This is a genomic window from Paenibacillus sp. JL3B1040 (assembly GCF_057063165.1).
In genome coordinates this window covers 507,078-531,793 of the sequence record NZ_CM169317.1, presented here as the reverse complement: position 1 = coordinate 531,793, position 24,716 = coordinate 507,078, and the positions used below count along the sequence as shown (strand labels likewise).

The window sequence follows — 24,716 nt, the reverse complement described above, 5'->3', positions numbered from 1 at the left end:
GCGAAAGGCCAGGTGGCGCAAGTGAGCAATACGATTTTGGAAATGAGGGGCATTACGAAGACCTTCCCGGGCGTCAAAGCGCTAAGCCAGGTCAACCTAAAGGTGGCCTCTGGGGAGATTCATGCCTTATGCGGAGAGAACGGGGCCGGCAAATCGACGTTGATGAAGGTGCTCAGTGGCGTTTATCCGCATGGCTCCTACGAGGGCGAGATCCTGTTTGCAGGCAAGGTGTGCGAATTCAAGGACATCAAGGAAAGCGAACAGTTGGGCATCGTCATCATTCATCAGGAGCTTGCGCTGATCCCCTACCTCTCTATCGCGGAGAATATTTTTCTCGGCAATGAACAAAGCAAACGTGGGTTGATCGATTGGAACGAAACGACGGTCAAAACGAAAACGCTGCTGAAACGGGTAGGTTTAAACGAATCGCCGGCCACACGTGTACTGGAACTGGGCGTTGGCAAGCAGCAGTTGGTGGAAATCGCCAAAGCGTTGTCCAAGCAGGTGAAGCTACTGATCCTGGACGAACCGACGGCCGCGCTGAACGAAACCGACAGCGAAAACCTGCTGGAGCTGATCCTGGAACTGAAGAAGCAAGGCATCACCTCCATCATCATTTCGCACAAATTGAACGAAATCAGCAAAGTCGCCGATTCGGTTACGATTTTGCGCGACGGACGGACGATCCAGACCCTGGATATGAAGGCCGATCAGGTGACCGAGGATATCATCATTAAAGGCATGGTCGGCCGCGACCTCACCCATCGTTATCCGGAGCGGGTTCCCCGGATCGGCGAGGTCATCTTCGAAGTGCGCGGCTGGGAGGCGGTTCATCCGCAGCAAGAGGAGCGCAAAGTGCTGGACGACATCAACCTGAACATCCGCCGCGGGGAAATCGTCGGCATCGCCGGCTTGATGGGCGCGGGTCGGACGGAGCTGGCGATGAGTATTTTCGGCCGCTCCTACGGGCGCCATATCAAAGGCCAATTGTTCCTGCACGGCCAAGAAGTGCGGTTCGACAACATCAGCCAGGCGATCGAACACGGCGTCGCTTACGTAACCGAAGATCGCAAGCAATACGGCTTGATTTTGATCGACGACATCAAACGCAACATCTCGCTCGCTTCCTTAAGGAAGTTGTCCCGACGCGGCGTCTTCAACGAACGCGAGGAAGTGTTGGTTGCCGAGGAGTACCGGAGCAAGCTCAACATTAAAACGCCAAGTATTTTGCAAAAAACGGTCAACCTCAGCGGCGGCAATCAGCAAAAGGTCGTCCTCAGCAAGTGGATCTACGCGCAGCCGGAGATTTTGATTCTCGATGAGCCGACGCGCGGCATCGATGTCGGAGCCAAATACGAAATTTATTCGATCGTCAATCAGTTGGCGGACGAAGGCAAAGGCATTTTGTTCATCTCCTCGGAATTGCCGGAAATCCTCGGGATGTGCGATCGCATCTACGTCATGAGCGAAGGCCGGATCACCGGGGAAGTCCTACGCGAGGACGCAACCCAGGAAGTGTTGATGAAATCCATGACTCGAGGCAGGGGGTAGACCGATGCAAGCGGTTAGCGAACTTTTCAGAAAAAACATACGCCAGTACGGCATGATCATCGCCTTGATCTTCATCACCGTGCTATTTCAAATTTTGACGGGCGGCATCTTGCTGAAACCGCTCAATATAACGAATCTGATCTTGCAAAACAGCTACATTTTGGTGCTGGCCATCGGGATGGTGCTGGTCATCATCACCGGACATATCGATCTGTCGGTCGGCTCCATCGCCGCCTTCATCGGCGCCTTAGCCGCCATCATGATGGTGGATCTCCAAATCCCGACGTTTCTGGCGGTCATTTTGTCCCTGGTCATCGGCGGACTGATCGGCGCTTGGCAGGGATTTTGGGTCGCTTACGTGAAAATACCGGCCTTTATCGTGACGCTGGCCGGGATGCTGCTGTTCCGGGGCCTGACGATGATTGTGCTCGGCGGCCAGTCGATCGCGCCGTTCCCCAAATCGTTCCAGCGAATCAGTTCCGGCTTCATCCCCGATTGGTTCGGCGGCGGCAGCCTGCACATTCTGACGGTCGTCCTCGGTCTGCTTCTCTCGCTCCTCTTGATTTGGCAGGAATGGAAAGAACGCCGGACTCAGCTCAAATACCGGTTCGAGGTGGCGCCGATTTGGATGTTCGTGACGAAACTCGCGCTCCTCGTTGCCGTCATCAACGTCTTCACCTTTGTGCTGGCAACCTATAATGGGCTGCCGAACATCTTGATCATCCTGTTCTTCCTGATCGTCATCTACTCGTTCGTCATGAATCGAATGGTGGCCGGACGCCACATTTACGCGCTAGGCGGCAACGAGAAAGCCGCGAACCTGTCCGGGGTCAAGACGAAAAAGGTGACGTTCTGGGTATTCGTCAATATGGGCGCCTTGGCCGCGCTTTCCGGCTTGATCTTCGCCGCCCGCCTCAATTCGGCGACGCCGAAAGCCGGCATCAACTTCGAGCTTGATGCGATCGCGGCCTGCTTTATCGGCGGCGCTTCCGCCTCCGGCGGGATCGGCACCGTCATCGGCGCCATTATCGGCGGACTTGTCATGGGCGTGATGAACAACGGCATGTCGCTGATCGGTCTCGGGGTCGATTGGCAGCAGGGCATCAAAGGGCTTGTTCTGCTGCTCGCCGTCGCCTTCGATATTTACAATAAGTCGAAGACGAACTGACGCGTTCCAGGCTGCGGAACGAGCAGGCCTCCGCCGGAAATCCGGACGGAGGCCTGCTCGTGCGTTATGCCTTGCCAAACTCGTGCGTTAGGCTATCCCCCGCCGAAAAGCGAGGCTTCCAACTGCAAAAGTGCAGGCGATACGCATGAATTCGCTTGGTTACGGTTCTTCAGATGTAAATGTACAGTTCATTCTCAACTATTCACCCATATTTTCCCAGAATCAATCAAAACAACTGCATTATTGCACTTCACTCACGCTAAAAGGGGTTTTTGCGGAAATTCAGATGCACATTTGCAGTTAATTGCGCTCTATCCGGGATAAATACTATAAATCATGACTTTCACGCTAGTTTTCTTTTGCGTTCTCGCCAACTCCACCGCGTTCTTGATGTATATCCAACTCCGCGTCGATCAACGCGCCGATGGGGACCGGCACGGCGTCCACGGCCGACAGGCCGACCAGCACGACACGGCCGCCACGCTTAGCCAAGCGGATTTTTACATGCACGACACGCCCCTCTCTCCCGCTTTTGTGAAAGCCTTAGGACCCGCGTATAATGGAGTTATCAATGCGATCCGGATCATGTTAAAGCAGGTGATTCCCTTTGTCGAGTTCCCATCTCACTAAAAAGGCGCTTGCCGCCTCGCTGAAAAGCAGGATGAACCATACCCCTCTGAACAAAATCACCGTCAAGGATCTCGTGGACGATTGCGGATTAAACCGGCAAACGTTCTATTATCATTTCCAGGATATTTTCGAGCTGCTCGGCTGGATTTACCAGACCGAAGCGGTGGACGCCATCGCCGGGGAGCGCAGCTATCGCACCTGGACCCACGGGTTCCTGAAAATATTCAAATATATCGAAGACAACCGGGCGTTTTGCCTGAACACGCTGAACTCCCTGGCTCGCAGCCACCTGGATACGTACCTGTACAACGTGACGAACAGTCTGGTCATGGGCGTGGTTGAAGAAGTGTCCGCGGGAATGCATGTGGAAGAGGCGGATCAACGGTTCCTGGCCAATTTTTATACGCTGGCGTTTACCGGACTGATCATCAGATGGATGCGGGACGGGATGAAGGAATCCCCGGAGAGGATCATCGACAAACTCAGCGAATTGGCCGATGGCCATTTCGAGCAAACACTTCAACGGTATGAGCACAAAGCCAACGGGTCCTCCGCCTCACGGTGATGGGAAGACGGCCAGCGACTCGAAACATGGCTTTTTCCGTCGGAATTCTAGACACTCCTTAGGGAGTGTCGTTTTTTTATACAGCCGCGCTTCATTGGGGATTTTGTTTGCTCCAAAGAGGGATTACATTGAAATTGTTCCATTCATCACATTCTTTGGAGGCGAAAGATCAATGTCTGTAGAACATAACACAAGACAGGTTTATTTTGTCGGTGGAGGAATCGCTTCGCTGGCGGGAGCCGCTTTCCTGGTCCGCGATTGCGAATTCCCCGGTCGGAACATTCATGTGCTGGAGGAAATGAAGGTGCTGGGCGGCAGTAACGACGGGGCCGGAGACGGCAAGCACGGATATGTGATCCGCGGCGGCCGAATGCTGAATGACGAAACCTACGAAAATACATGGGATTTGCTGCGCTCCATTCCCTCGTTGGATCATCCCGGATTATCGGTTCGAGACGAGATCGTCGCTTTCGATACCGCCCACCCGACGCATTCCAACGCCCGATTGGTGAACCGCGAAGGCCAGGTGGAGGACGTCACTTCCATGGGCTTCGATATGGCGGACCGGCTAGCCCTGGCCAAGCTGATCGTGACGCCGGAAGAGAAAATGGGCAAAGTGCGGATCAACGATTGGTTCGGGAAGCATTTTTTCGAAACGAATTTCTGGTACATGTGGGCGACGACCTTCGCATTTCAGCCTTGGCACAGCGCCGTCGAATTGAAAAGATACATGATCCGCTTCATGCATGAGTTTCCGCGGATCCATACCTTGGAGGGCGTGACCCGCACGCCTTACAACCAATACGACTCCATTATTCTGCCGCTTCATAAGTATTTGGAGGAGCGAGGCGTCGATTTCACGCTGAAATGCACCGTCACCGATCTGGATTTCAAGGAAGGCGACGAGATTACCGTCACGCGCATGCACTATATCAAGGACGGCGTAGCTGAAACGCTGGATTTGGCAGAAGGCGACCTGGTGATCGTCACCAATGGTTCGATGACGGAAGGCTACAGCCTAGGCTCCATGTCCACGGCACCGAAGTTGAACGGCAAAGGCAGCTCCTGGCAGCTGTGGGATCGCATTGCCGCCAAAAAGACGGGGCTAGGCAACCCTTCCTCCTTCGACGATCATATCGACGGCTCCAAGTGGGAGTCTTTTACGGTCACTTGCCAGGACTCGCGTTTCTTTGATCTGATGGAGGCTTTCTCGCGGAATAAGGCAGGCACCGGCGCGCTGGTCACCTTTAAGGATTCAAGCTGGCTCATGTCCATCGTGCTGGCGCATCAGCCGCATTTCCGCAACCAGCCGGAACATGTAAAAGTGTTCTGGGGCTACGGGTTGTTCCCGGATCGTGTCGGGGATTATGTGCCTAAGAAAATGTCCGAATGCACCGGCGAGGAAATTCTAACCGAGCTGCTGCATCATCTCCACTTCGACCAGGACATGGAGGCGATCATCTCCACCGCCAACTGCATTCCCTGTATGATGCCTTTCATTACGGCGCAGTTCATGCCCCGAGCGATCGACGACCGGCCGAAGGTTATTCCGGACGGCTCGACGAACCTGGCATTCATCAGCCAATTTTGCGAAATCCCGGACGACGTGGTGTTCACCGAGGAGTACTCCGTGAGAGCGGCCCGCATCGCCGTTTACGACTTGCTTGGCCTCAACAAGCCGATTGCACCCATCAACCAGTATCACTACGACGTGCGTTCGCTGCTGCAGGGCTTGGTCACCTCCTTCCGGTAAGCCCCGGACAAAGCGGATACATGAATTGCCAAAATGACCCATTTCGGATAAACGAGGCTTAATCGAATCTCAAAACAAGCGAAGTGAAGCACACTCGCGCATCCGCCACCATGTGGCATGCGTGGTGTGCTTTTTTTGCGTTCGGAAAGGAAGTGTTTGCCGTCCATGGCAACCGGATTATCCCAGGTTCAACAAGTCGAAGAGGAGCCGCATAGCGGCAACTACGGGAAAAGGGGCATCCCCCACGACGAAGCGTTTAAAAAACTGCTGCATACGTTTTTCGCTGAATTTATCGCTTTGTTTTTTCCTGAATTAGAGCAGCAACTGGACTTTCGGTCAAACCCGCTTTCTCATGCAGGAGCAACTCGTCGATGTGGTGGGAGAAGAAGCGCGAACGCTGGATCTTCTGCTGGAGACCAAATATATCGGAACGGATGCTTTTATCCTTGTCCATCTGGAGCCGCAGTCGTACCGACAGGCAGACTTCCACGAGCGAATGTTTATTTACTTCAGCCGGCTCTTTGAGCGGCACCGGAAAGAACATCAGCTCATCATCCCCATCGCCATCTTTACATCCGCCGAGAGCAAGAATGAGCCAAATTCCTTGAACATGTCGATTCCAGGAGAAGACATACTCCGGTTTCGGTTTTTGAAGGTCGAGCTTATCAACCAGCCCTGGCGTAAGTTTATCGATTCCGGCAACCCCGTGGCTGCTGCATTGCTGGCCAAAATGGGCTACAATAAGGGGGAGGAACGGGAACTGCGTTTTGCTTATCTGCGCATGCTGCTGCAGCTCAGCCAAAGGCTGGATAACGCCCGTCTGGCACTGGTGATGTCCATCGCCGACTTGTATTTCGAACCGGATCCCGGGCAGGATGAAGAAATGCTTCGGGAACTGGCGAAACAATATGCGAAGGAGAGTGAGGCCATCATGGAATTAATGCCCGCTTGGATGCGTCAAGGTTATGAGAAGGGACTGGAGGAAGGAATCGAGAAAGGCTCCTTGATTGAACGCCAGCAGATCGCGCGGAGGTTGTTATCCAAAGGCTTCCCTCCGAAGGAAGTCGCCGATACAACCCAATTGCCGATCGAAGAAATCAACAAAATAATCAACTAGGGAATTAACCCGAAGACAAAGTGAAAGAAGCCACATCTACGCGATGGGCTTTCTTCTTCGATAATCGGAGTAAATGACTTTACTATATTTATTTAACAACCGGTCAAGAACAACCGACTGATGGAGAACTCGTGCATGTCGCATACCGTATCTCTGCGCTAGTCGATTCAATTCTTGTCTTTCTATTTCAATCCGAAATCTGATTTTTTCCGAATTATTCATAGCGTTATTCATAGCGATCACCCTAGGAACATATTAGAAGAGCTTGCCAAATATTGCATAATGAAACCTACTGCAAGAAACAAAAAAATTCCATTTTTTGAAATGGAATGGCCCGGCATGTTGCTCACTCTGTCTCTATATACGATACAAAATAAAAATAGGGTCAACCCAAAAGGGCTGCTCCCTACTTTTTTGAATGGTTCAAGACAAAATATATTATCCCCAATAACCGTGTGCCAATGTTGTAATTAAACCAGCACCACTAGCTAAGCCTACCAAACTAACTATTGTCATAGCCGAAACCGTAAAGAACATTTTCTTTTTCATTTTCCCACACCTTTCTACATAGTTCTTCAAAATTTTTATATTGTTCCTCAGTTACAAACTTGCGATTTAATTCAAACAAAGTCATGCAATTCACGATCAAAGATTTATTATTCAAAGAAACTGCCATCTTCAAACTATATAGTAAACTCCTTATACCTTCTTCATAATTCCCTTTCCTCAGATTATAAATTGCGTAATTCTGAAAAAAAACGGAACAACGATTCATACTTACTACCGATTCTGAAAACCACTTATCTTTTCCAATCAACCTGTATTTTTCAATTTCTTCGGAAAATCGGTCAAGAATATCATCAATGAAAAACTGATGGCGATTGGCCGATTCTACTAATGTTATCAAGCCTTCTACAAGTTCATCGGGTTCTTCTTCCAAGAATTGAACATACTTAGGAATTTTAGATCGATCCCCAGTTTTAATATCCAAGCAAAGATAATTGGCTTGTGCAAATATTTTAAATTGTTCTATAACTGCAGTTTGGGTTTCATCATCGGCATCAAACCAACTTAAATCCGCATATTCTACAATCCATTTCTTTGATTCCTCAAACATTCCTCTATATTCATACGAGCCAGCCTTGAAAAGATAGCCCCTACCATAATAATATACAAGCGGACGGAGTGGCTTGAAATCACTGTATTTCCATACTTTTTTTTCATACAACGCTTTAGCTAATTGGCAAAGTTCGTCTGCGTAAACTTCGGCTTCAGACCAATTAAATTTAAGCGAATAAACTTCGACCAACATTAGTATTCCATCGAGCGCATACACTTCCGGCAATCGATGTCTGTAGGGTAAAAATTGCATTGCAGCCTTAAAGCCCTTATCACTATCCATGCTGTGAATCTTAAACAACCTGTAGTAACTCATGGCCAACCGTTCTGAATGACTGGATCTCTCGCTTTCGATTACGGCTTCATACAGAATGACAGCTGCTTCTTTGAAGCCCTGCTCAAACATTTGTTCCGCAGTTTCGAAAATCCCCGCAACCTGCTTCAAATCTTCTAACAGCCGGTTTAATACCTGTTTGATGCAGTCATGGCGCTGCAATTCGGCGCATCTTAGCAAAAACGACCGCAGCCTTCTCCAATGCGGAGCGGTTGAAGTAAAACATTCATCTGCGTATAAATCATAAAAGTGTCCCTCGGGCAACCCCATCGCTACCGTAATCCGATCCAGTTGTCCGATTGCTATCGGCCGGTTACCGTTAATAATTCCGCTTAACGTTCCAACGTTAACCCCGGCGGATTCAGAAAAACGTTGCAGGGTTGTGCCTTCGCTCTTGATGAAATCTTCCAGTTCTGCGCGAATCGTGGTTGTGGATATCAAAAAATTATCACCCCCCAATTCCGCTTCCTTCTACGCGCCGAAATCTACTCGACAGGTAGAGAAACCAAACGACATCCAATGACATCAAGCAACACCATATGAACTCTAAAATTCCAATTTATGTTTACATAATAATCCTAAATTTGACAATCGTCAATAAGAAAAAAGACCGATAAGCAATAATTTTGTCTGCTTACCGGTCTTATATAGAAGACGCCGTCGATTCTACAAAGTTTCGACATAATCGCATTTCCCGCTTTTGATATGGTAAACCTTTGCGCAGATATCGGCCACTTGCCGGTCATGGGTAACGATAATAATTGCTTTTCCTTGCTGATTTAGCCGCCTAAAGATCGACAATATTTCCTCTTCAGTTTGCTCGTCCAAAGCCCCCGTCGGTTCATCGGCAAGGATACACTTAGGGTCCTGAACCAGGGCTCTGGCGATCGCGACCCGCTGTCTTTCTCCACCGGACAAGTGGTCGGGAGATTTGTTCTGGAGTTGCTTGATTTCCAGCATATCCAGCATCACGTTCACCTTAATTGCGATTTCCCGTCGGGATAACCCGCCATACCTTAACGGCAGCGCAATGTTGTCAAATACATTTTTGCTATCGATCAACGCGTAATTCTGAACGATATATCCGATGTTTCTCCTTCTAAAATCCGCTAATTGATGGGGATTCAGCCCTGTAATACATTTTCCTTCAAAAATATACTTTCCTCCGTCCGCTCGATCCAATCCCGCCAAAATATTCAACAAGGTGGATTTTCCGGATCCGCTCCGCCCCATAACGGCTATCATCTCTCCTGCGGAGACTTCGAGATCAACGCCTTGAAGCACATCTAATTTTCGGCTACCGTCCCAGTAGTGTTTTTTCAGTTCTTTAACCTGTATCAGACCCATCACTCCGTTCGTCTCAGCCATGTGCTAATCCCCATCCGTTTTAAGGCAAAATAAACCGGAGCCCCCGATAAAACCGTCAGTGCAATTGTACAGGAAGCAACCATCAAGGCATAGGGACCAAAAGCCGCGTCTATCGTCCATTTATACACCAGGGCGGCGAGTAGTCCCGGAGTCCCGACGATGACAAGTAACTCCGCCAAAAAATATGAGAACAATTGACTCAAGGAAGCTCCGCAAAACAGGTGAACTGACAAGCTTCTTAAACGATCTTGCAGTTTGATAATCATCAATAAACTTATAGTGATGATGGTAACTACAAATATAACCACGGCCACGACAGCCAGCCATTGTTTATTGATCTGCAGCGCCGAAGCCATGAAATGAAGCGGAAGTTTCCCCGCTCCTATGAGGCCCGTTTCACGGAAGCCGGAAATGTTTTTTAGTTCCTCGACCTTGCTTCTGATCGCAAACTCATTTTGCGTGCTGAAAATATGACCGTTAACAAGCTGCAGATAATGTTTCTGCTGAAAAGAAAGCTCCTCGTCATTGCCGGGAGCAGCAAAGGACTGCGCCGGCATAACGATATATCGGTCCAGATACAACTCGGGGAACTGGGTATTATACACCATAGTATCCGGCTGCAGAAAACCTTTTACGACAAGCTCAAAATCTTTCATCAAGTAATTAGCAGTAATCCGATCCCCAGGCCTGTATATATCCTCATACTCCGCACCCAGTAACACGGGGATAGCTTCTCCTTCCCGATTTATATAATCGTTCGGCACGAAAGCCTCCCCCTCCACCGTTTGAATGGCATAACTGTCGAAGGCCTGCCGGTTCATTTGCACCGCTTTTACAGCATAAAAAGGACCCTTATCATTGATCGAAAAGGATTTTCCGGTTCTGCCGTTCTCATACCCATACAAAAATTTCTCGTCCCATTTTCCGGTTGGAATGATGGCCATGGACTGATTAAATAAATAAACATAATCTACTACCTCGTCTTCGTCCAAAAGACGATAAAATCTCTTCATACTTTCCAAAAAGACCGGAGAACGCATGAATCTTTTCAAATCGCCGTCTTCCAATAAGGAGTCCGAAAGCTGATAATCGGTCATCGTTTTTAATGACTCCACCGGCTCCGACTTTTCACCGATCTGAACATAATGCAACAACAATGCCGTAGCCGCAAAATAAAATAAAGTGAGTTGAAGCACGATGAGGAGAGTGAACGTTTTTCTTTGCCCTAGGCTTTCCGTAACTTCGCCAATTATCATCTTCATGTCTTCTGTATTCCTTTCCAAACCATCGGTTTGACGAGCGAATGGATTGAGACCCATATTGCCGGCGCGGAAGATAACAGAAGCAATCCGAACCCAAAAATAAGATAAGACGCAAAGGTAAGCCATGCGCTACCTCGAAATATGCCGAGGGCCGTCAGGAAAAGGCAACCGGTCACCCCTACGGACAAATAACTAAGACAGGCCGCTAAGATATAGGTACCGGCAAATTTGAGGCGTATGCTTCGAATGGGGATGCCGCTTTGCCATAGAACTTTGATCTCGATGTCTTTTTCTTTAATCCAGTAATTGGCGAATAAAAAACCCGAGCTAGCCATCAACAAAGCGACTGCGACGAAAAGTCTCAACGAATGATCGGCTGAATTTATATAACGGGCGGCCCCGCTATCACCGCGGTCAAATGCATACACCGACACGACCGTATTATTTTTGAACTTAAGCGAACCGTCCGGCGAAATCGGATTTTCGGCAATATTCATTACGTACACCTCCGATCCCGACCGGCCAATAGCGTCCATATTAAAAAAGATTGCGTTATCCAATTTTGAGGAATAAGAGGCTCCCATCGTTCCAGTAATTTCAAAGTCCATCCCTTGAAACCAGTAGTAAGCCTTTCCGTCTCGCTCCGAGTAATTATCGGTTTGACGCGCCACATTTTTGCCGATGATTGCTATTCTCTTATTCTTGTAAAAATCGGACTCCTCAAAAAACCTGCCCGATATCATAGGGGGGCGATAGGTATTATGATGATAATAAACCCCTCGTACATCCAACCATTCCTCACGGTCCTTGACCATTCCCAACTCTCTGAAAACAGTGAATGGCTGGGAGACATCCAATTGGCTCCAATCGATCTCTACGCCGCTTTTCACGGTAAAGTATAGACTATCGGTATTATATAAGCTTCTTGAAACCCTATGAATTTCTTGCTGCTCGGTTTGATAGTATCCGAATGAAACCGCTATCAGACTTAGCAAAGTGTAAAGGATGACGACCAACATCGTCGCGTTTCTTGGCAACTTAATTTTCACAGGCTTTACCCTCTTCGCAAAGAGAGGGATCGTCCCTCATGCCAAAAGGGACAATCCCACCATCTGCCATTTGTAGTTAAGCTCTATTCTTATAGATTAAGTCCGCGTTTCAAAGTACTGTTACGGCTACATTTCGCTTCCGTAATACGTTCTGGCAACAAAGATCGGATCAGCGAACCCCGATTCAGCATACGTGTAATCGTATCCCCATTGTCGTCCACTGTCTTTAACGACTAAATCTAAGGGGCCTTCCATCCGCGCCCGAGTGTAGTGGTAGGTATCCTCCCAATAGGTTTCACCTACAGCTTGTTCCAGCCCTATTTTATCTGTCTCGGTCCACCCTGAATGGATAACAACAGCTTTCGCATAAGGAATTATCGACGACTCATGATGAGTGACAAAACCTTGTTCATCTACCGTGTAATAACCTTCCCCTTCAGTCCATCCCCCTCTAACACTCGAGTCAACCAAACCTGGCGCTGCGAGAGCCGAACTGGAAAAACAAGCTAACAGCATCACCACCGAGGCTACTTGAACAAGTCGCTTTCGTTTATGCAATCTAGTTCCCGCCTCAAATAGTTTTATACAAAAAAATGCTAGGTGCCTGAATCCATATCCTCAGACCCAAGCATTTTTTGTACCATATTAAACTTCTAATCCCATAAAATAGTAGTTTAGTACTATAAAATTTAGATTAATCCAATATTATACAGTTGTCAATAAAAAAATAGGTTTAGCTAATTCCTTGCTTTTTCATTGCGCTAGTGCACACCGCTTCGTTCTATGTGAAGTCAAAAAGCGGCCTTACACCGGTTAATTCCGGGAAGCCGCTTGGATTAAGAACAAAAATAGATTATCAAAAAGAACACACTTTACGCGTCGAAGAAACGGTTGATCCGTTACATTTCCAGCTCCGCCGCAGCCGCGTTTGCTTCCACCTGCGCCGGGTTTTTGCAGCCAGGGATCACCGTGCTGACGATCGGATTCTTCAGGCACCAGGCCAATGCCCACTGGGCCATGTCCACACCCTCCGGCACTTCATTCCGGCGGATCTCCTCCACTTCCTCGAGCTTGCGGCGGGTGCTCTCCGGATCATGACGATGACGCACGTCGGTCTCGCCGAACACCGCGCCCGGCTTATATTTGCCGCTCAGGTATCCGCTCGCCAGCGGCACCCGGGCCAGAACGCCCAAGTCCTGGCGCTCGCAGGACGGGAACACCCGGTGCTCCGGCACACGGTCCAGCCGGTTGTATACCACCTGAATCGCCTCCGAGCCTACCTTGGACGAAGCTTCGGTCTGATGAAGGTTGTCGTTGCTGCCGATCGACGTGCCCAGATGGAGGATTTTCCCCGCTTGCTTTTGTTTATCCAACAGCGTCCACAGTTCATCATTGTCAAATGCCGCATCCGGCCCGGAATGGAATTGGTACAAATCGATGTAGTCGGTCTTCAGTGCCTTCAGCGAGGCGTCCAACTGCCGTACCACCGCCTCGGCATCAAACCGATCCGTCCGCGTGAACCGCTCATGGAACTGATGCCCGAATTTTGTGGCCACCAGCCAATCCTCCCGGTTTCGCCGGCTCAGATAATCCCCGATAAACGATTCGGACAAATGGTCGCCGTAGCACTCCGCCGTATCGATCAGGTTAATGCCAAGCTCCCGTCCCCGGTCCAAAATCGCGTCCACTTCCGCTTGCGTATAGTTCTGGCCCCACTCCCCGCCAAACTGCCAGGTTCCGATGCCGACCACCGAAACGTTCAGCCCGGTTTTACCTAATGTGCGATATTTCATGCTCCGAATCCTCCCGTTTGATCTAATTTATTTCAGGTAAAACACCTCGCGCATCGGCACGATCGGCTGCGGCTCATTGAAATCGAACGAGCCCTCGACCATACCCGACGTAATCGCATTCCACCGCTGGCATGCCTCGCTCTCCGCGATATATTTGAAAGCCGCGTCCGGATCATCGCATTCGAAGCAGTAGAAGAACTGGTTCCCCTGCTGAAAAATCGAATAATTTCGAATGCCCGCGCGGGTATGCTCCTCGAGCACCTCCGGCCAGGGATTCAAATGCATCTCGACGTAAGCCTCCAACTGATCTTCCTTCACGCGCCAGGTCCAGGCGAACTTCCGGCTTGGACTAAGTTCCATGATAATCCCCTCCCATGAAAATTTCATATACTTAAAACACCTGCAAACCAGCAGGACACCCTTCCCCTTACTTCATAAATCGTCGAATCAGCTTCAGCTTGCCGGCGGTATACGGCGGGTAAATAAAGCTCAGGTTGACCCGAGTCGACTTTTTCAGCACGCTTTTCCGGTGTGAAAAGGTCTCGAAGCTGTAACGGCCGTGATACGCACCCATGCCGGAAGAACCGACGCCGCCGAAGGGCAGATGCGGACTAACCAGATGCATGACCGTATCATTAATGCACCCGCCGCCGAACGAAACCGACTCCATGACCTTCCGCTCCGTCGCCGAGTTGCTCGTAAACAGGTACAACGCCAGCGGCTTCGGCCGTTCGCCAATGTCCCGAAGCGCCGCATCAAGATCTCGATAGTCCATCACCGGCAAAATCGGTCCGAAAATCTCCTCCTGCATCGCTTGGTCTTCCCAGCTTACGTTCTCCATAATCGTCGGCGCCAGATACAACTCCTCGCGCTCACCCGTCCCCCCGACCGCCACCTTGGACGGATCCAACAACCCCATCAGCCGGTTCCAGTGCCGCTCGTTCACGATCCGCCCGTAGTCCGGACTTTGCCTGGGATCTTCCGCATAGAAGGCCGTGATCTGCGCTTTCATTTTGGCGATCAGCTCCGCTTTCACCGACTCGTGAACGAGCACATAGTCCGGAGCCACGCAAGTCTGGCCCGTATTGAGAAATTTCCCCCAAACGATACGCCGGGCAGCCAGATCGAGGTCCGCCTCCCGATCGACGATACAAGGACTCTTCCCGCCAAGCTCCAGGACGACCGGCACCAGATGTTCGGCCGCGGCCGCCATCACGATCTTCCCGACCTGAAGGCTCCCGGTGAAAAAAATAAAATCGAACGGCGCATGAATCAACGCCGACGCCACCTCCTGCCCTCCTTCCATGACCCGGATGTACGCGGGATCAAAATATTCGCCGAGCATCTCGGCAATGACTCCGGAGACGCAAGGCGTATACTCCGACGGCTTGACGATCGCGGCATTCCCCGCGGAGATCGCCCCGATCAAAGGGTCGATCACCAGCATAAACGGATAGTTGAACGGGCCGACGATCAATGCGGACCCGTAAGGCTCCCGGTAAATGTAACTGCTGGAGCCGACAAGGGTTAGCGGCGTTCGAACCCGCTCCGGCTTGGCCCAGCGCTTCAGCCGCTTCATCACGTACCCGATACTATCGTAGGCATAGCCGACTTCCGTGCTGTAGCCCTCGAGCTCGGGCTTGCGCAAATCCCGCTGCAGCGCTTCCAATATACGCGTTTCGTAACGGGTAACGGCCGTCTTCAGACGTTCCAGTTGACGCAGCCTGAATTCCACCGTCCGCGTGGCCCCGGACCGGACCAATTGCCGCTGGGCCCGAACGGCCTCCGCGACGGTTCGTCCGATGGGCGACACCTCGATTGGAGCTTGGATCGAATGATTGGTTTCACACAAAGCGGATCCCTTCTTTTTCTCAATTCTTCGCAGGATGTTAGTCTATTGTTTCTATTGTAACCCGGATTTGGTTTGGATGGAGCCGTCTTCGGAAATAATGGGGCTAAAAACACCCGCGAGAGGGAGAACATCCATGCCTTACCGGCGAAGAACTAAACGCAAATCCACCCGAATCCCGATTCATCCCCCGTTGACGGGGAACCATGTTTCGACGCTTGGCGAACCGCAGCCTTTGCATGCGGATCTGGAAGCCAATCTACGCGCGGTCCGCGAAACGGTCGGGGACAGCACCGACATCATTATCCGGACTCTGCCGATCGGCCACAATGACGATCAATCGATCGCCCTGTTATATACCGACGGATTGGCCGACCAAAATATCATCACCGACTTCATCATGAAATCGGTCATGCTGGACATTGATATTTTCGGGCAGACCGACCGAACCGTCGCCCCCCCTTCCGACGTCGTGTTGGCATTGAAAAATTATGCCTTGACGATCGGCGACGTTCGGGATTTGTCCGATTTCGACGCCCTCTATCAAGCGGTATTGTCCGGAGATACGGTGATCCTCGTCGACGGCCAGGACCATGGCGTAGTGTGTAGCACACGGGGTTGGAAAGACCGCGGGGTGAGCGAGCCGTCCGCGGAAAACGTCGTTCGCGGTCCCCGGGAGAGCTTCGTCGAGTCGCTGCGAACCAACACGTCGCTGATCCGGCGTAAAATCAAGGACCCGCATCTTTGGCTGGAAACGATGCAGATCGGAAGAATCTCACGGACCGACGTGGCCATCATGTACATCAAAGGTATCGCCAACGACAAAGTGGTTCAGGAAGTGCGGGATCGGCTGAAGCGGATCGACACCGGGAGTATTCTGGAGAGCGGCTATATCGAGGAATCGATCCAGGACGAAACGTTCAGCCCCTTCCCGACGATCTTTAATACCGAGCGGCCGGATGTCGTCGCCGGCGAACTGATGGAGGGCAAGGTGGCCATCTTGGTGGACGGCACCCCAAATGTGCTGGTAGTCCCGGCGCCGTTCGTGTCTTTCCTCCACACCTCGGAGGATTATTACCAGCGCGCCGATATCGCCAGTTTTATTCGGTTGTTGCGTTATCTCGGGATTATCATTTCCCTCTTCGGACCTTCTTTATATGTCGCAATCACGACGTTTCATCAAGAAATGCTGCCTACACAGCTATTGATCAGCCTGGCGGCGCAGCGGGAGCAAGTCCCGTTCCCCGCCTTCATCGAAGCCGTTCTCATGGAACTGACCTTCGAAATATTAAGGGAAGCCAGCATCCGCATGCCCAAGAATATCGGCTCGGCCATCTCGATCGTCGGCACTTTGGTTATCGGGCAAGCCGCCGTCCAGGCGGGCATCGTGTCGGCTGCCATGGTGATCGTCGTGTCGATCACGGCGATCTCCAGCTTCATCCTGCCGGCTTTCAACATGTCGATCGCTTTTCGCCTGCTGCGCTTCCCCTACATGGCATTGGCCGCTTCTTTCGGCTTGTTCGGCATTTTCGTGGGGATCATCGCCCTGGTTCTGCACCTATGCGGCCTGAGATCGTTTGGGATTCCTTACATGGCGCCGTTTGCTCCGCTGATTCCGGTGGACAACAAGGATTCGATCATCCGGCTCCCCCATTGGATGCTGCATAGCCGCGCCCGTCTCATCAGCCAAAACAATGACACGCGCCGAATCAGCACGCCGCCGAAGAAATCGCGCGAATAGACGGCAGGATGACGACTAAGGCGAATAAGGAGATGGGAACGTGATCAGAAAAACGGCTGTCATCATGTGTCTGTGTATCGTTGCCGCGCTGCTCGCCGGGTGCTGGAACCGCCGGGAGCTCAACGAGCTTGGCATTGCCGTCGCCGCCGGCGTTGACAAGGAAGGCGACCGTTACCGGCTGACTGTGCAGGTGGTCGATCCCGGCCAAGTCACGGCACAAAAGGGGGCCAGCGGAGGCGCTCCGGCTACGTTGTATACAAGCGAAGGCGACACCATTCTTGAAGCGGCACGCAGAATTACGCAAATCAGTCCGAGGAAAATGTACCTGGCGCATCTCCGCCTCTACTTGATCGGCGAATCGCTGGCCAAGGATGGATTTGAACAGGTGCTTGACCTGTTGTCCCGTGACCATGAAGTCCGGACCGATTTCTATCTTGTAGTCACCAAAGGAGCTAGCGCGCTGGATACATTGAAAATCATGACCCCGCTGGAACCGCTTCCGGCCAATAAGCTGTTTGCTTCCCTGGAAAGCTCGGAGAGCACCTGGTCGCCCACGCTGGCGGTCACCCTTGACGAACTGATCAATGATTTGACCAGCGAAGGAAAACATCCCGTCCTGACCGGCCTGCGAATTGCGGGGGACCCGGAGGTCGGGCAAACGAAAAGAAATATCGCCAATATCTATACCCCTACCCAACTGCAGTATTCGGGTCTGGCCGTTTTCAAAAAGACGAAGTTAATCGGCTGGCTGAACGAGCAGGAAAGCAGGGGATACCATCATATCCACGGCGGCGTGAAAAGCTCCGTGATGTTTATCAACTGTCCCGAAGGCGGCAAGGTCGTCGTCGAATCCATTCGCGGCAAAACGGACGTCAAGGGAAAGATCATTCGAGGGGACCCCCGGATCGAGATTAAGGTTCAGGTTGACTCCAATATCGCCGCCGTCGGCTGCAAAAACCTGGATCTCGCCGATACGGCTACAATCGCGGAGTTGGAAAAGAGGATCGAAACAAAACTGCAGACAATCATGGAATCGACTATAGAAAGAGTGCAAAAAGACTATAGAGTCGATATTTTCGGGTTTGGCGAATGCATTCGCCGAGCGAATCCCCGAGCTTGGAAAACGATGAAAGAAAACTGGGATGAGGAATATTTCCCCTATTTACCGACGGACATTCGCGTGGACTTCATCATTCGCCGAATCGGAACCGTTTCGGATTCGTTCCTAGACCAAATTAAGGAGTAAAATGCCATGTTGAGAATCGCGGGAATTTTGGCGATTGCGGGGAGCATCGCCTGGATCGAGCTTCCATCCATGATAAAGCGAAAACAGTATAAAGAATTGTGGGTGTTTGCCACTATACTGCTGTTTGCCGTCTTGGCAAGCATCCCACCCGTGTTTACGCCCCACGTTCCAAGCCCGCTTCTCGCGATCACCTTCGTCTTCAAGCCGTTCAGTAAGCTGCTGTCCGCAATCGGTCTGATCCCATGACAAAGGGAGGACGCGCCCCGGATGCCGAGGCTTTCGCTGATTTCCGTTCACCTGATAATCGGCAAAGCCAAAGACAGAAATAAATTAAGGAGTGAAAGTGTACGCGATGCGGAACGATATGAAAATTTCCATGCGCCAATTGGCGATTTTAACCCTGCTGTTTACCGTCGGCAGCGCCATTCTGATCGTTCCGTCCGACATGGCGGCCATAGCGAAGCAAGATGCCTGGATCGCCGCCTTGATCGGACTTGGGGGCGGATTGCTCGTCGTCTGGCTGATGGCGGCGCTGATCCGCGCTTATCCGCAGATGACTCTCGTTGGCGTCCTGGAAGCGCTGCTTGGCAAATGGATCGGCAAAACCGTGGCCTTGCTGCTGGCAGCCAGCCTAATTCTGGCCGGGCCGGCGACAGTGCTGCATGATATCGGCGAGTTCATGACGACCCAAATGATGCCGGAAACCCCGATTCAGGCATTGATCATCTTATTTTCGATCATCGTGCTGATGGGCTTGCCGGCATCGAGGTGTTGGCCCGCTCCGCGGAGCTTCTGTTCCCTTGGTTTACGATCCTGTATGTGTCCCTGGTCGTGCTCATCTCATCCCGGATCGAACCGCAACACATCACTCCCGTCCTGGAAAGGGGGTTTTCTCCCCTTTGGGCAGCAGCGGTTTCTTTTATGGGCATTGTCTTTCTTCCCCATCTCGCCCTGCTGCTGTTTCTCCCGCCCACCGTAAACCGGCCCGAGCGGTTGACCGGCCATTTTATTCTCGGCAGCTTCATCGGCAGCATGATGCTCGTGATCGTCATCGTCTTGTCCATTCTCGTGCTGGGGCCGGAGATTACGGAAAAAAGCTTGTATCCCAGTTACTCGTTGGCCAAAAAAATCGACATTGCCCATTTCCTCCAACGCATCGAGGTCTTTATGGCCGCCATTTGGTTCATTTCGCTCTATTTCCGAATCACGTTGTACATGCTTGCCGTTGTATCTTCGATCGCGCAAGTTTTCAATTTCAAGGATTACCGGCCCCTGGTGCTGCCGCTTGGCATGCTGCTGGTCGCAATATCCTTTACCGTCTACCCTAACCTAGCCTTCAAACAGACTTGGGATACGGAGACTTGGACGCCCTACATCCTCACGGTCGGGCTGCTCCTTCCGCTTGTCCTGGGGGCATTCACCTGCTGCGCAACATGATTTCGAATAAGAAACCTCCATCTCCCCCCTCCTCCCGCACCTAATCCTCGCATCTTCCGCGAGCCTTGAAGGGATAGATATTTTATGTCACGTTTTATTACATAATCCCCTAAGAGATGTATTGTTTATCTCAACTTTTCGAGTGAAAACGTTGTTTGTTCAAATATCAAGATGCTTTCAGTCAATTTTATGAACATTTTTTGTAATTTATATTGACATCTCTTTTTCTCTGCTCATATAATTTAACTACGTTCACAAAGTCGTGGCGCAAATATCCCGGTTTCGCACAACGTTGTGCCGCCGGTCGGCAAAGGAGCCATACGGGCAATCGCAAGATTGCGCCGGCGGCTCCTTTTTGTTTTCGCGCTTTGGTTGGCGTGCCCAAGAAAACAGAAGCATCCCGGTTGATGAGGATGGATCCTGGAGAGGAGATGGATGGAAGGATGGAACGTACCGGTTTTTTGAAAAGTGGGCATAAGCCCTCGCTGCTGAGCGCCTTTCTGTATTTCGATGTCAGTTTTATGGTATGGGTCCTGATCGGACCGCTGGCCGTCATCATGATGCAGGATTACCCGATGAACGCCGCGCAAAAAGCCAACCTTGTCGCCCTGCCGATCCTTGGCGGTTCCGCGCTTCGCCTTGTGCTCGGCGTATTGGCCGACCGCATCGGTCCCAAACGGACCGGCCAGCTCGGCATGGCCGTCACCATGGTGCCGCTCGTCTGGGGTTGGCAATTCGTGGATTCACTCGCCGAACTATACGTAGTCGCCCTGCTTCTGGGTGTTGCCGGCGCTTCCTTCTCGGCGGCTCTGCCTTTAGCCAGCCGCTGGTACCCGCCACAATACCAGGGATTGGCCATGGGCATTGCCGGAGCCGGAAATAGCGGCACCGTCTTCTCCACCTTATTCGCCAATCGAATCGCCCAGCATTATGGGAGCTGGGAGGTCGTGTTTGGGCTCGCCCTCATTCCGGTTGGTCTGGTCTTCCTCCTTTTTACGCTGCTGGCGAAAGACAGTCCCAACCAGCCGGAGCCGAAAAAACTGCGGGACTACGCCGCCGTGCTCCGCGAGCGGGATACCTGGCTGTTCTGCCTGTTGTATATGGTGACGTTTGGCGGTTTCGTGGGGTTGTCGAATTACTTGACGATTTTTTTCAACACGGAATACGGGCTTAGCGCCGTGCGGGCCGCCGATTTCACGACCTTGTGCGTGATCGCCGGCAGCTTCTTCCGCCCTGTGGGTGGTTGGTTGGCCGACAAGGTCGGCGGTGTACGCATGCTGTTTGCTTTATACGGAGGCGTCGCCCTCATGATGGCGTCGGTCTCATCGCTGCCGCCGTTGTCGGTTGTAACCGCGCTGCTGTTTGTCGGCATGATGTGCCTGGGCATGGGCAATGGCTCCGTATTCCAGCTCGTCCCGCAACGCTTCCAGCAGGAGATCGGGGTCATTACCGGCATCGTAGGTGCGGCCGGCGGGCTGGGCGGTTATTTCCTGCCGAACATTCTCGGCCTCTTAAAGCAATGGACCGGCTCGTATACGCCCGGCTTCCTCATTTTGAGCGGAATCGCATTGGCTTGCATCCTCACGGTCACCCTAATTCAAGGCAAGTGGAAACGGACGTTCCTGAACCGGAAGGAGGCTGCTTATGACCCTTACCCCTACAGCCGCCCATCCTGACCAGCGTTTGCGATCCCATTGCTGCTTCTGCAGCATGCAGTGCAGCCTTGATTTGTCCCCTGCCCCCGGCTCTGCGTTAGGGTACGAAGTCAAACCCAGTCCGGACTTCCCGGTGGCCACCGGACGATTATGCCAAAAGGGCTTCCACGCGTTCGATCACACGGTCCATCCGGAGCGGGTGATGCAGCCGCTGCGCCGATTGCGGAACCGGGGGCGGCTTACCGACGAATCGGCGGATGCCGGCCAGCAGGGACAACGCTTGCCGGTCGGTGAGGTGCTGTCCGCCTGGTCTCCCGCGTCCTGGCCCGATGCGCTGGACGACATCGCCGCCCGGATTCGGCGGCTCCAAGAACAGTACGGTCCGGACAGCGTAGCCGTGTTTGGCGGCGGTTCGCTGACGAATGAAGTATGTTATCTGCTCGGCAAGTTTGCCCGCGTCGCTTTGCGTTCCCGCTATGTGGACTACAATGGGCGATACTGCATGTCCTCCGCGGCGGCGGCACAGCAGTTGGCGTTCGGGATCGACCGAGGCCTCAGCTTTCCGCTGGAGGACATTCCCAAAGCTGAATACATCCTTCTTGCCGGAACCAACATCGCCGAATGCCAGCCGACGCTGATGCCTTACCTGCTCGCCGCCAAGAAAAAGGGCGCCGTGATCGTCACGATCGATCCGCGCCGGACGCTGACGTCGAAGCTCGCGAACCACCACTTCTCGATCGAGCCCGGGCACGATTCGCTGCTGGTCGGCGGACTGCTGCATACAATCCTGGAAGAAGGGCTGCACGATGCGGGGTTCGTGTCCGCGCATACGGAAGGGTTCGAGGCGGTACGGGAAGCGGTGCGGACGTTCTCGCCCGATCGGGTCGCCGCCCTTACCGGAATCCCCGAGGGGACGATCCGGTCCGTGGCCCGGGGATTCGCCGGGGCGGAGCGCGGGATCGTCTTGACCGCGCGGGGACTGGAACAACAGGTGAACGGCGTCGAACATACGCTGCAGTACATCAACCTCTGCCTGCTGTGCGGGCACATCGGCAAACCGGGCAGCGGCTTCGGCTCCGTCACGGGGCAGGCCAACGGGCAGGGCGGCCGCGAGCAGGGGCTCAAGGCCGACCAGCTGCCGGGCTACCGGTCGATCGAGGATCCGGACGCCCGGGCGCATGTCGCCGGCGTCTGGGGGCTCGATCCGCGCGAACTGCCCGGCAAAGGGGTCTCCGCGTATGAGCTGTTCGGGAAGGTTCTGGACGGCGACATCAAAGCGATGATCATCCTCGGCTCCAATCCGGTCGTGTCCAGCCCCAACAACGCCCGGGTCGCCGAGGCGCTGGCGAAGCTGGACCTGCTCATCGTCGTCGACCTGTTCGAGACGGAGACGGCGGCCTACGCGGATTGGCTGCTGCCCGGCACGTCCTTCCTCGAAGCGGAAGGGACGATGACAAACCTGGAGGGCCGGGTATTCTACCGGCCCCGGGTGTTTGAGCCGGCCGGCGAGTCCATGCCGGACGCCTGGCTGCTCTGCGCCCTCGCCGAACGGCTGGGCCGCGGGCGCTATTTCTCTTACTCGTCGATGTGCGAAGTGTTCGACGAGTTATGCCGCGCTTCCGCCGGGGGCAAAGCCGATTACAGCGGCTTAAGCTACTCGCGCCTGCAGGAAGCGCAAGGGCTGTTCTGGCCGTGCCCCGGGCCCGGCCAGACGCACCCCGGGACGCCGCGCCTGTTCGCGGGCGGCGTCTTCCCCCGCGCGGGCGGCCGGGCCCGCCTGCACGCGATCACGCCGCAGCCGCCGGCGGAAGCGGCAGATACGGATTACCCGTATCTGCTGACGACCGGCCGGCTGGGCGGGCACTACCTGAGCGGCGCCCAGACCCGCCGCACGGACGCGCTGGCGAAGAAGGCGCCGGAGCCGGTGGCGGAGCTCCACCCGGCCCTGGCCGAGCGGCTTCGCCTGCGCGGGGGCGACCGCGTCCGCTTGACCACGCGGCGCGGGTCGCTGGAATTCGCCGCCAAGGTGTCGGCGGACATTCATCCGCGCACGATTTTTGTCCCGTTCCATTGGGGCGGCGAACTAGCGGTCAACCGGCTGACGAACGACGCCCTCCACCCCGTCAGCCGGATGCCCGAATTCAAAATCTGCGCCGTCCGGGCGGAACGGGCTAGGACCGAGCAGGCCGCCCCCGCCCTAGTCCATACGGCGAAGGCCAATGCTCTCAGCGATTAGTCGGGTTGTTTCCTGCTAGCCTGCGAAATACACAATAGAAGGGGGCTATCCCTCCAGTAACGTGCCACTGGTGGAATAGCCCCTTGTATATTAATCGCCATCTTGAATCTGGATGCGTTTGGAGCGGGTCGGCTGCCGTTTCGGCACTTCCAGCTTCAAGACGCCATCCTTCAAGGAGGCGCGGATGGCTTCTTCCTCAATGTCCTGCACAAAGAATCTTCGTACGTATTCGCCGTACCGGCGTTCCTTGCGAACGATTTGCTGCTTCGTATCCTCCATACTGTGATCTTCATCGCGAACCGCTTTGATCGTCAAGTACGGAGCGGCGTAACTGATCTCGATGTCCTCTTTATGAAAACCCGGCAATTCCGCTTCGACCAGATAGGCTTGATCCGTCTCTCGAATATCGGTTCTAAAAGATAAAGGCGAACTTTTCAGCGGTGCAAAAAAGTCATCTTGGAACACATCGTTGAACGTTTTCGCCAGCTGACGGAACGCATCCTCTCTGTGTCTACCAAAAGGAATCAAATCAAACATCATTCATTCCCCTTTCTTTGACCTTGTTTGACCTTACATCCTTATTATATGCTCCCGTTTATGGAGTGACAAAACCGATCTACGGCCGTTTAATCCCTTGGCGGGCGATTTTGGGGCGTTTTCTTACGCTGTCGGCGGCCTGTCCAAATTTTTGACCTTATTTGACCTTCGAACTAGATCAACGACGGTTCAAACAAAACTTTCATGACCGTCCCGGTCACAGGCTATGATGAAAATTTCGTCGTAGCCTTTTTTCTTTCCTTCTTGCATACTTAAATTACCAGCACAAGTTCCAGGCTTTTTGCG

Annotated in this window: 22 protein-coding genes and 1 pseudogene; 12 read left to right on the top strand and 11 right to left on the bottom strand. The window is 52.8% G+C overall.

The features are described 5' to 3' along the window. Positions 1-21 precede the first annotated feature (21 nt). Both mmsA and mmsB read left to right on the top strand, forming a co-directional pair. A complete protein-coding gene (mmsA, locus tag ACZF99_RS02350) occupies positions 22-1,551 on the top strand; it encodes a multiple monosaccharide ABC transporter ATP-binding protein (RefSeq protein ID WP_483612488.1) in 1,530 nt (509 codons plus the stop codon). 4 nt (positions 1,552-1,555) lie between these two features. Next, positions 1,556-2,719 (top strand): multiple monosaccharide ABC transporter permease, encoded by a 1,164-nt coding sequence (gene mmsB, locus ACZF99_RS02345; RefSeq protein WP_483608742.1) that lies wholly within the window; start codon positions 1,556-1,558, stop codon positions 2,717-2,719. A gap of 348 nt (positions 2,720-3,067) precedes the next feature. On the opposite strand, the gene ACZF99_RS02340 is transcribed toward mmsB, so the two are convergent. Continuing rightward, positions 3,068-3,211, bottom strand: coding sequence for a hypothetical protein (locus ACZF99_RS02340; protein WP_483608740.1), 144 nt, complete (start codon positions 3,209-3,211; stop codon positions 3,068-3,070). A 169-nt stretch (positions 3,212-3,380) separates the two neighbouring features. Here ACZF99_RS02340 and ACZF99_RS02335 point away from each other — a divergent pair, with 169 nt between their 5' ends. The 3 genes from ACZF99_RS02335 (at position 3,381) to ACZF99_RS02325 (ending at position 6,784) form a co-directional block, all read left to right on the top strand. Continuing rightward, positions 3,381-3,914, top strand: a complete 534-nt coding sequence (locus ACZF99_RS02335; RefSeq protein ID WP_483608738.1) for a TetR-like C-terminal domain-containing protein — start codon at positions 3,381-3,383, stop codon at positions 3,912-3,914. A gap of 172 nt (positions 3,915-4,086) precedes the next feature. Then, positions 4,087-5,667 (top strand): oleate hydratase, encoded by a 1,581-nt coding sequence (locus tag ACZF99_RS02330; RefSeq protein ID WP_483608736.1) that lies wholly within the window; start codon positions 4,087-4,089, stop codon positions 5,665-5,667. A 352-nt stretch (positions 5,668-6,019) separates the two neighbouring features. Continuing rightward, the gene (locus tag ACZF99_RS02325) at positions 6,020-6,784 is read left to right on the top strand and encodes an Rpn family recombination-promoting nuclease/putative transposase (RefSeq protein WP_483608734.1); all 765 of its coding nucleotides are present in this window, start codon (positions 6,020-6,022) and stop codon (positions 6,782-6,784) included. 36 nt (positions 6,785-6,820) lie between these two features. Here the strand turns inward: ACZF99_RS02325 and ACZF99_RS02320 are convergent, their stop codons facing one another. From ACZF99_RS02320 to ACZF99_RS02280, 9 genes are all read right to left on the bottom strand, one after another. After that, the gene (locus tag ACZF99_RS02320; protein ID WP_483612486.1) at positions 6,821-6,928 is read right to left on the bottom strand and encodes a hypothetical protein; all 108 of its coding nucleotides are present in this window, start codon (positions 6,926-6,928) and stop codon (positions 6,821-6,823) included. A 358-nt stretch (positions 6,929-7,286) separates the two neighbouring features. Next, positions 7,287-8,678, bottom strand: a complete 1,392-nt coding sequence (locus ACZF99_RS02315; protein WP_483608732.1) for a helix-turn-helix domain-containing protein — start codon at positions 8,676-8,678, stop codon at positions 7,287-7,289. A 225-nt stretch (positions 8,679-8,903) separates the two neighbouring features. Further along, complete coding sequence (locus tag ACZF99_RS02310; RefSeq protein WP_483608730.1) at positions 8,904-9,605, bottom strand: ABC transporter ATP-binding protein; 702 nt, start codon at positions 9,603-9,605, stop codon at positions 8,904-8,906. Continuing rightward, on the bottom strand, positions 9,584-10,867 hold the full coding sequence (locus ACZF99_RS02305) for an ABC transporter permease (RefSeq protein ID WP_483608728.1): 1,284 nt from the start codon (positions 10,865-10,867) through the stop codon (positions 9,584-9,586). Before ACZF99_RS02305 ends, ACZF99_RS02310 begins: the two co-directional genes overlap by 22 nt. Continuing rightward, positions 10,864-11,916: an ABC transporter permease gene (locus ACZF99_RS02300; RefSeq protein ID WP_483608726.1), complete on the bottom strand. Its 1,053-nt coding sequence runs from the start codon at positions 11,914-11,916 to the stop codon at positions 10,864-10,866. Before ACZF99_RS02300 ends, ACZF99_RS02305 begins: the two co-directional genes overlap by 4 nt. Positions 11,917-12,042: 126 nt before the next feature. Next, the gene (locus ACZF99_RS02295) at positions 12,043-12,474 is read right to left on the bottom strand and encodes a hypothetical protein (protein ID WP_483608724.1); all 432 of its coding nucleotides are present in this window, start codon (positions 12,472-12,474) and stop codon (positions 12,043-12,045) included. 341 nt (positions 12,475-12,815) lie between these two features. Next, positions 12,816-13,709 carry an aldo/keto reductase gene (locus ACZF99_RS02290; RefSeq protein WP_483608722.1) on the bottom strand — a complete coding sequence of 298 codons (894 nt, stop codon included), beginning with the start codon at positions 13,707-13,709 and terminating at the stop codon, positions 12,816-12,818. Positions 13,710-13,736: 27 nt separating this feature from the next. Continuing rightward, a complete protein-coding gene (locus ACZF99_RS02285) occupies positions 13,737-14,069 on the bottom strand; it encodes an L-rhamnose mutarotase (RefSeq protein WP_483608720.1) in 333 nt (110 codons plus the stop codon). Positions 14,070-14,136: 67 nt separating this feature from the next. Continuing rightward, positions 14,137-15,561 carry an aldehyde dehydrogenase gene (locus ACZF99_RS02280; protein ID WP_483608718.1) on the bottom strand — a complete coding sequence of 475 codons (1,425 nt, stop codon included), beginning with the start codon at positions 15,559-15,561 and terminating at the stop codon, positions 14,137-14,139. Positions 15,562-15,694: 133 nt separating this feature from the next. Here ACZF99_RS02280 and ACZF99_RS02275 point away from each other — a divergent pair, with 133 nt between their 5' ends. The 7 genes and pseudogenes from ACZF99_RS02275 to ACZF99_RS02245 all read left to right on the top strand — a co-directional run bounded on the left by ACZF99_RS02275 (position 15,695) and on the right by ACZF99_RS02245 (position 23,873). Then, positions 15,695-17,299, top strand: a complete 1,605-nt coding sequence (locus ACZF99_RS02275) for a spore germination protein (RefSeq protein WP_483608716.1) — start codon at positions 15,695-15,697, stop codon at positions 17,297-17,299. A 40-nt stretch (positions 17,300-17,339) separates the two neighbouring features. After that, positions 17,340-18,545 carry a Ger(x)C family spore germination protein gene (locus ACZF99_RS02270; RefSeq protein ID WP_483608714.1) on the top strand — a complete coding sequence of 402 codons (1,206 nt, stop codon included), beginning with the start codon at positions 17,340-17,342 and terminating at the stop codon, positions 18,543-18,545. Between the two features lie 6 nt (positions 18,546-18,551). Further along, on the top strand, positions 18,552-18,791 hold the full coding sequence (locus ACZF99_RS02265; RefSeq protein WP_483608712.1) for a hypothetical protein: 240 nt from the start codon (positions 18,552-18,554) through the stop codon (positions 18,789-18,791). Positions 18,792-18,897: 106 nt separating this feature from the next. Beyond that, a pseudogene (locus tag ACZF99_RS02260) lies at positions 18,898-19,233 on the top strand (GerAB/ArcD/ProY family transporter); the annotation flags it as partial. A gap of 80 nt (positions 19,234-19,313) precedes the next feature. After that, entirely contained in the window at positions 19,314-19,982 is a 669-nt protein-coding gene (locus ACZF99_RS02255; RefSeq protein WP_483608710.1) for a GerAB/ArcD/ProY family transporter, read from the top strand. 443 nt (positions 19,983-20,425) lie between these two features. Then, a complete protein-coding gene (locus ACZF99_RS02250) occupies positions 20,426-21,658 on the top strand; it encodes a nitrate/nitrite transporter (RefSeq protein ID WP_483608708.1) in 1,233 nt (410 codons plus the stop codon). Further along, the gene (locus tag ACZF99_RS02245) at positions 21,627-23,873 is read left to right on the top strand and encodes a molybdopterin oxidoreductase family protein (protein WP_483608706.1); all 2,247 of its coding nucleotides are present in this window, start codon (positions 21,627-21,629) and stop codon (positions 23,871-23,873) included. The genes ACZF99_RS02250 and ACZF99_RS02245 overlap by 32 nt, the downstream gene beginning before the upstream one ends. 90 nt (positions 23,874-23,963) lie before the next feature. On the opposite strand, the gene ACZF99_RS02240 is transcribed toward ACZF99_RS02245, so the two are convergent. After that, positions 23,964-24,410, bottom strand: a complete 447-nt coding sequence (locus ACZF99_RS02240) for an Hsp20/alpha crystallin family protein (protein ID WP_483608704.1) — start codon at positions 24,408-24,410, stop codon at positions 23,964-23,966. Positions 24,411-24,716 lie beyond the last annotated feature (306 nt).

Bases quoted from the DNA above. Each gene is read 5' to 3' on its own strand.
- mmsB (WP_483608742.1), top strand. From the start codon at position 1,556: ATGCAAGCGGTTAGCGAACTTTTCAGAAAAAACATACGCCAGTACGGC.
- ACZF99_RS02250 (WP_483608708.1), top strand. From the start codon at position 20,426: ATGGAACGTACCGGTTTTTTGAAAAGTGGGCATAAGCCCTCGCTGCTG.
- ACZF99_RS02290 (WP_483608722.1), bottom strand. From the start codon at position 13,709: ATGAAATATCGCACATTAGGTAAAACCGGGCTGAACGTTTCGGTGGTC.
- ACZF99_RS02265 (WP_483608712.1), top strand. From the start codon at position 18,552: ATGTTGAGAATCGCGGGAATTTTGGCGATTGCGGGGAGCATCGCCTGG.
- ACZF99_RS02310 (WP_483608730.1), bottom strand. From the start codon at position 9,605: ATGGCTGAGACGAACGGAGTGATGGGTCTGATACAGGTTAAAGAACTG.
- ACZF99_RS02335 (WP_483608738.1), top strand. From the start codon at position 3,381: ATGAACCATACCCCTCTGAACAAAATCACCGTCAAGGATCTCGTGGAC.
- ACZF99_RS02245 (WP_483608706.1), top strand. From the start codon at position 21,627: ATGACCCTTACCCCTACAGCCGCCCATCCTGACCAGCGTTTGCGATCC.
- ACZF99_RS02305 (WP_483608728.1), bottom strand. From the start codon at position 10,867: ATGAAGATGATAATTGGCGAAGTTACGGAAAGCCTAGGGCAAAGAAAA.
- ACZF99_RS02320 (WP_483612486.1), bottom strand. From the start codon at position 6,928: ATGCGACATGCACGAGTTCTCCATCAGTCGGTTGTTCTTGACCGGTTG.
- ACZF99_RS02275 (WP_483608716.1), top strand. From the start codon at position 15,695: ATGCCTTACCGGCGAAGAACTAAACGCAAATCCACCCGAATCCCGATT.
- ACZF99_RS02285 (WP_483608720.1), bottom strand. From the start codon at position 14,069: ATGGAACTTAGTCCAAGCCGGAAGTTCGCCTGGACCTGGCGCGTGAAG.
- ACZF99_RS02330 (WP_483608736.1), top strand. From the start codon at position 4,087: ATGTCTGTAGAACATAACACAAGACAGGTTTATTTTGTCGGTGGAGGA.
- ACZF99_RS02240 (WP_483608704.1), bottom strand. From the start codon at position 24,410: ATGTTTGATTTGATTCCTTTTGGTAGACACAGAGAGGATGCGTTCCGT.
- ACZF99_RS02325 (WP_483608734.1), top strand. From the start codon at position 6,020: ATGCAGGAGCAACTCGTCGATGTGGTGGGAGAAGAAGCGCGAACGCTG.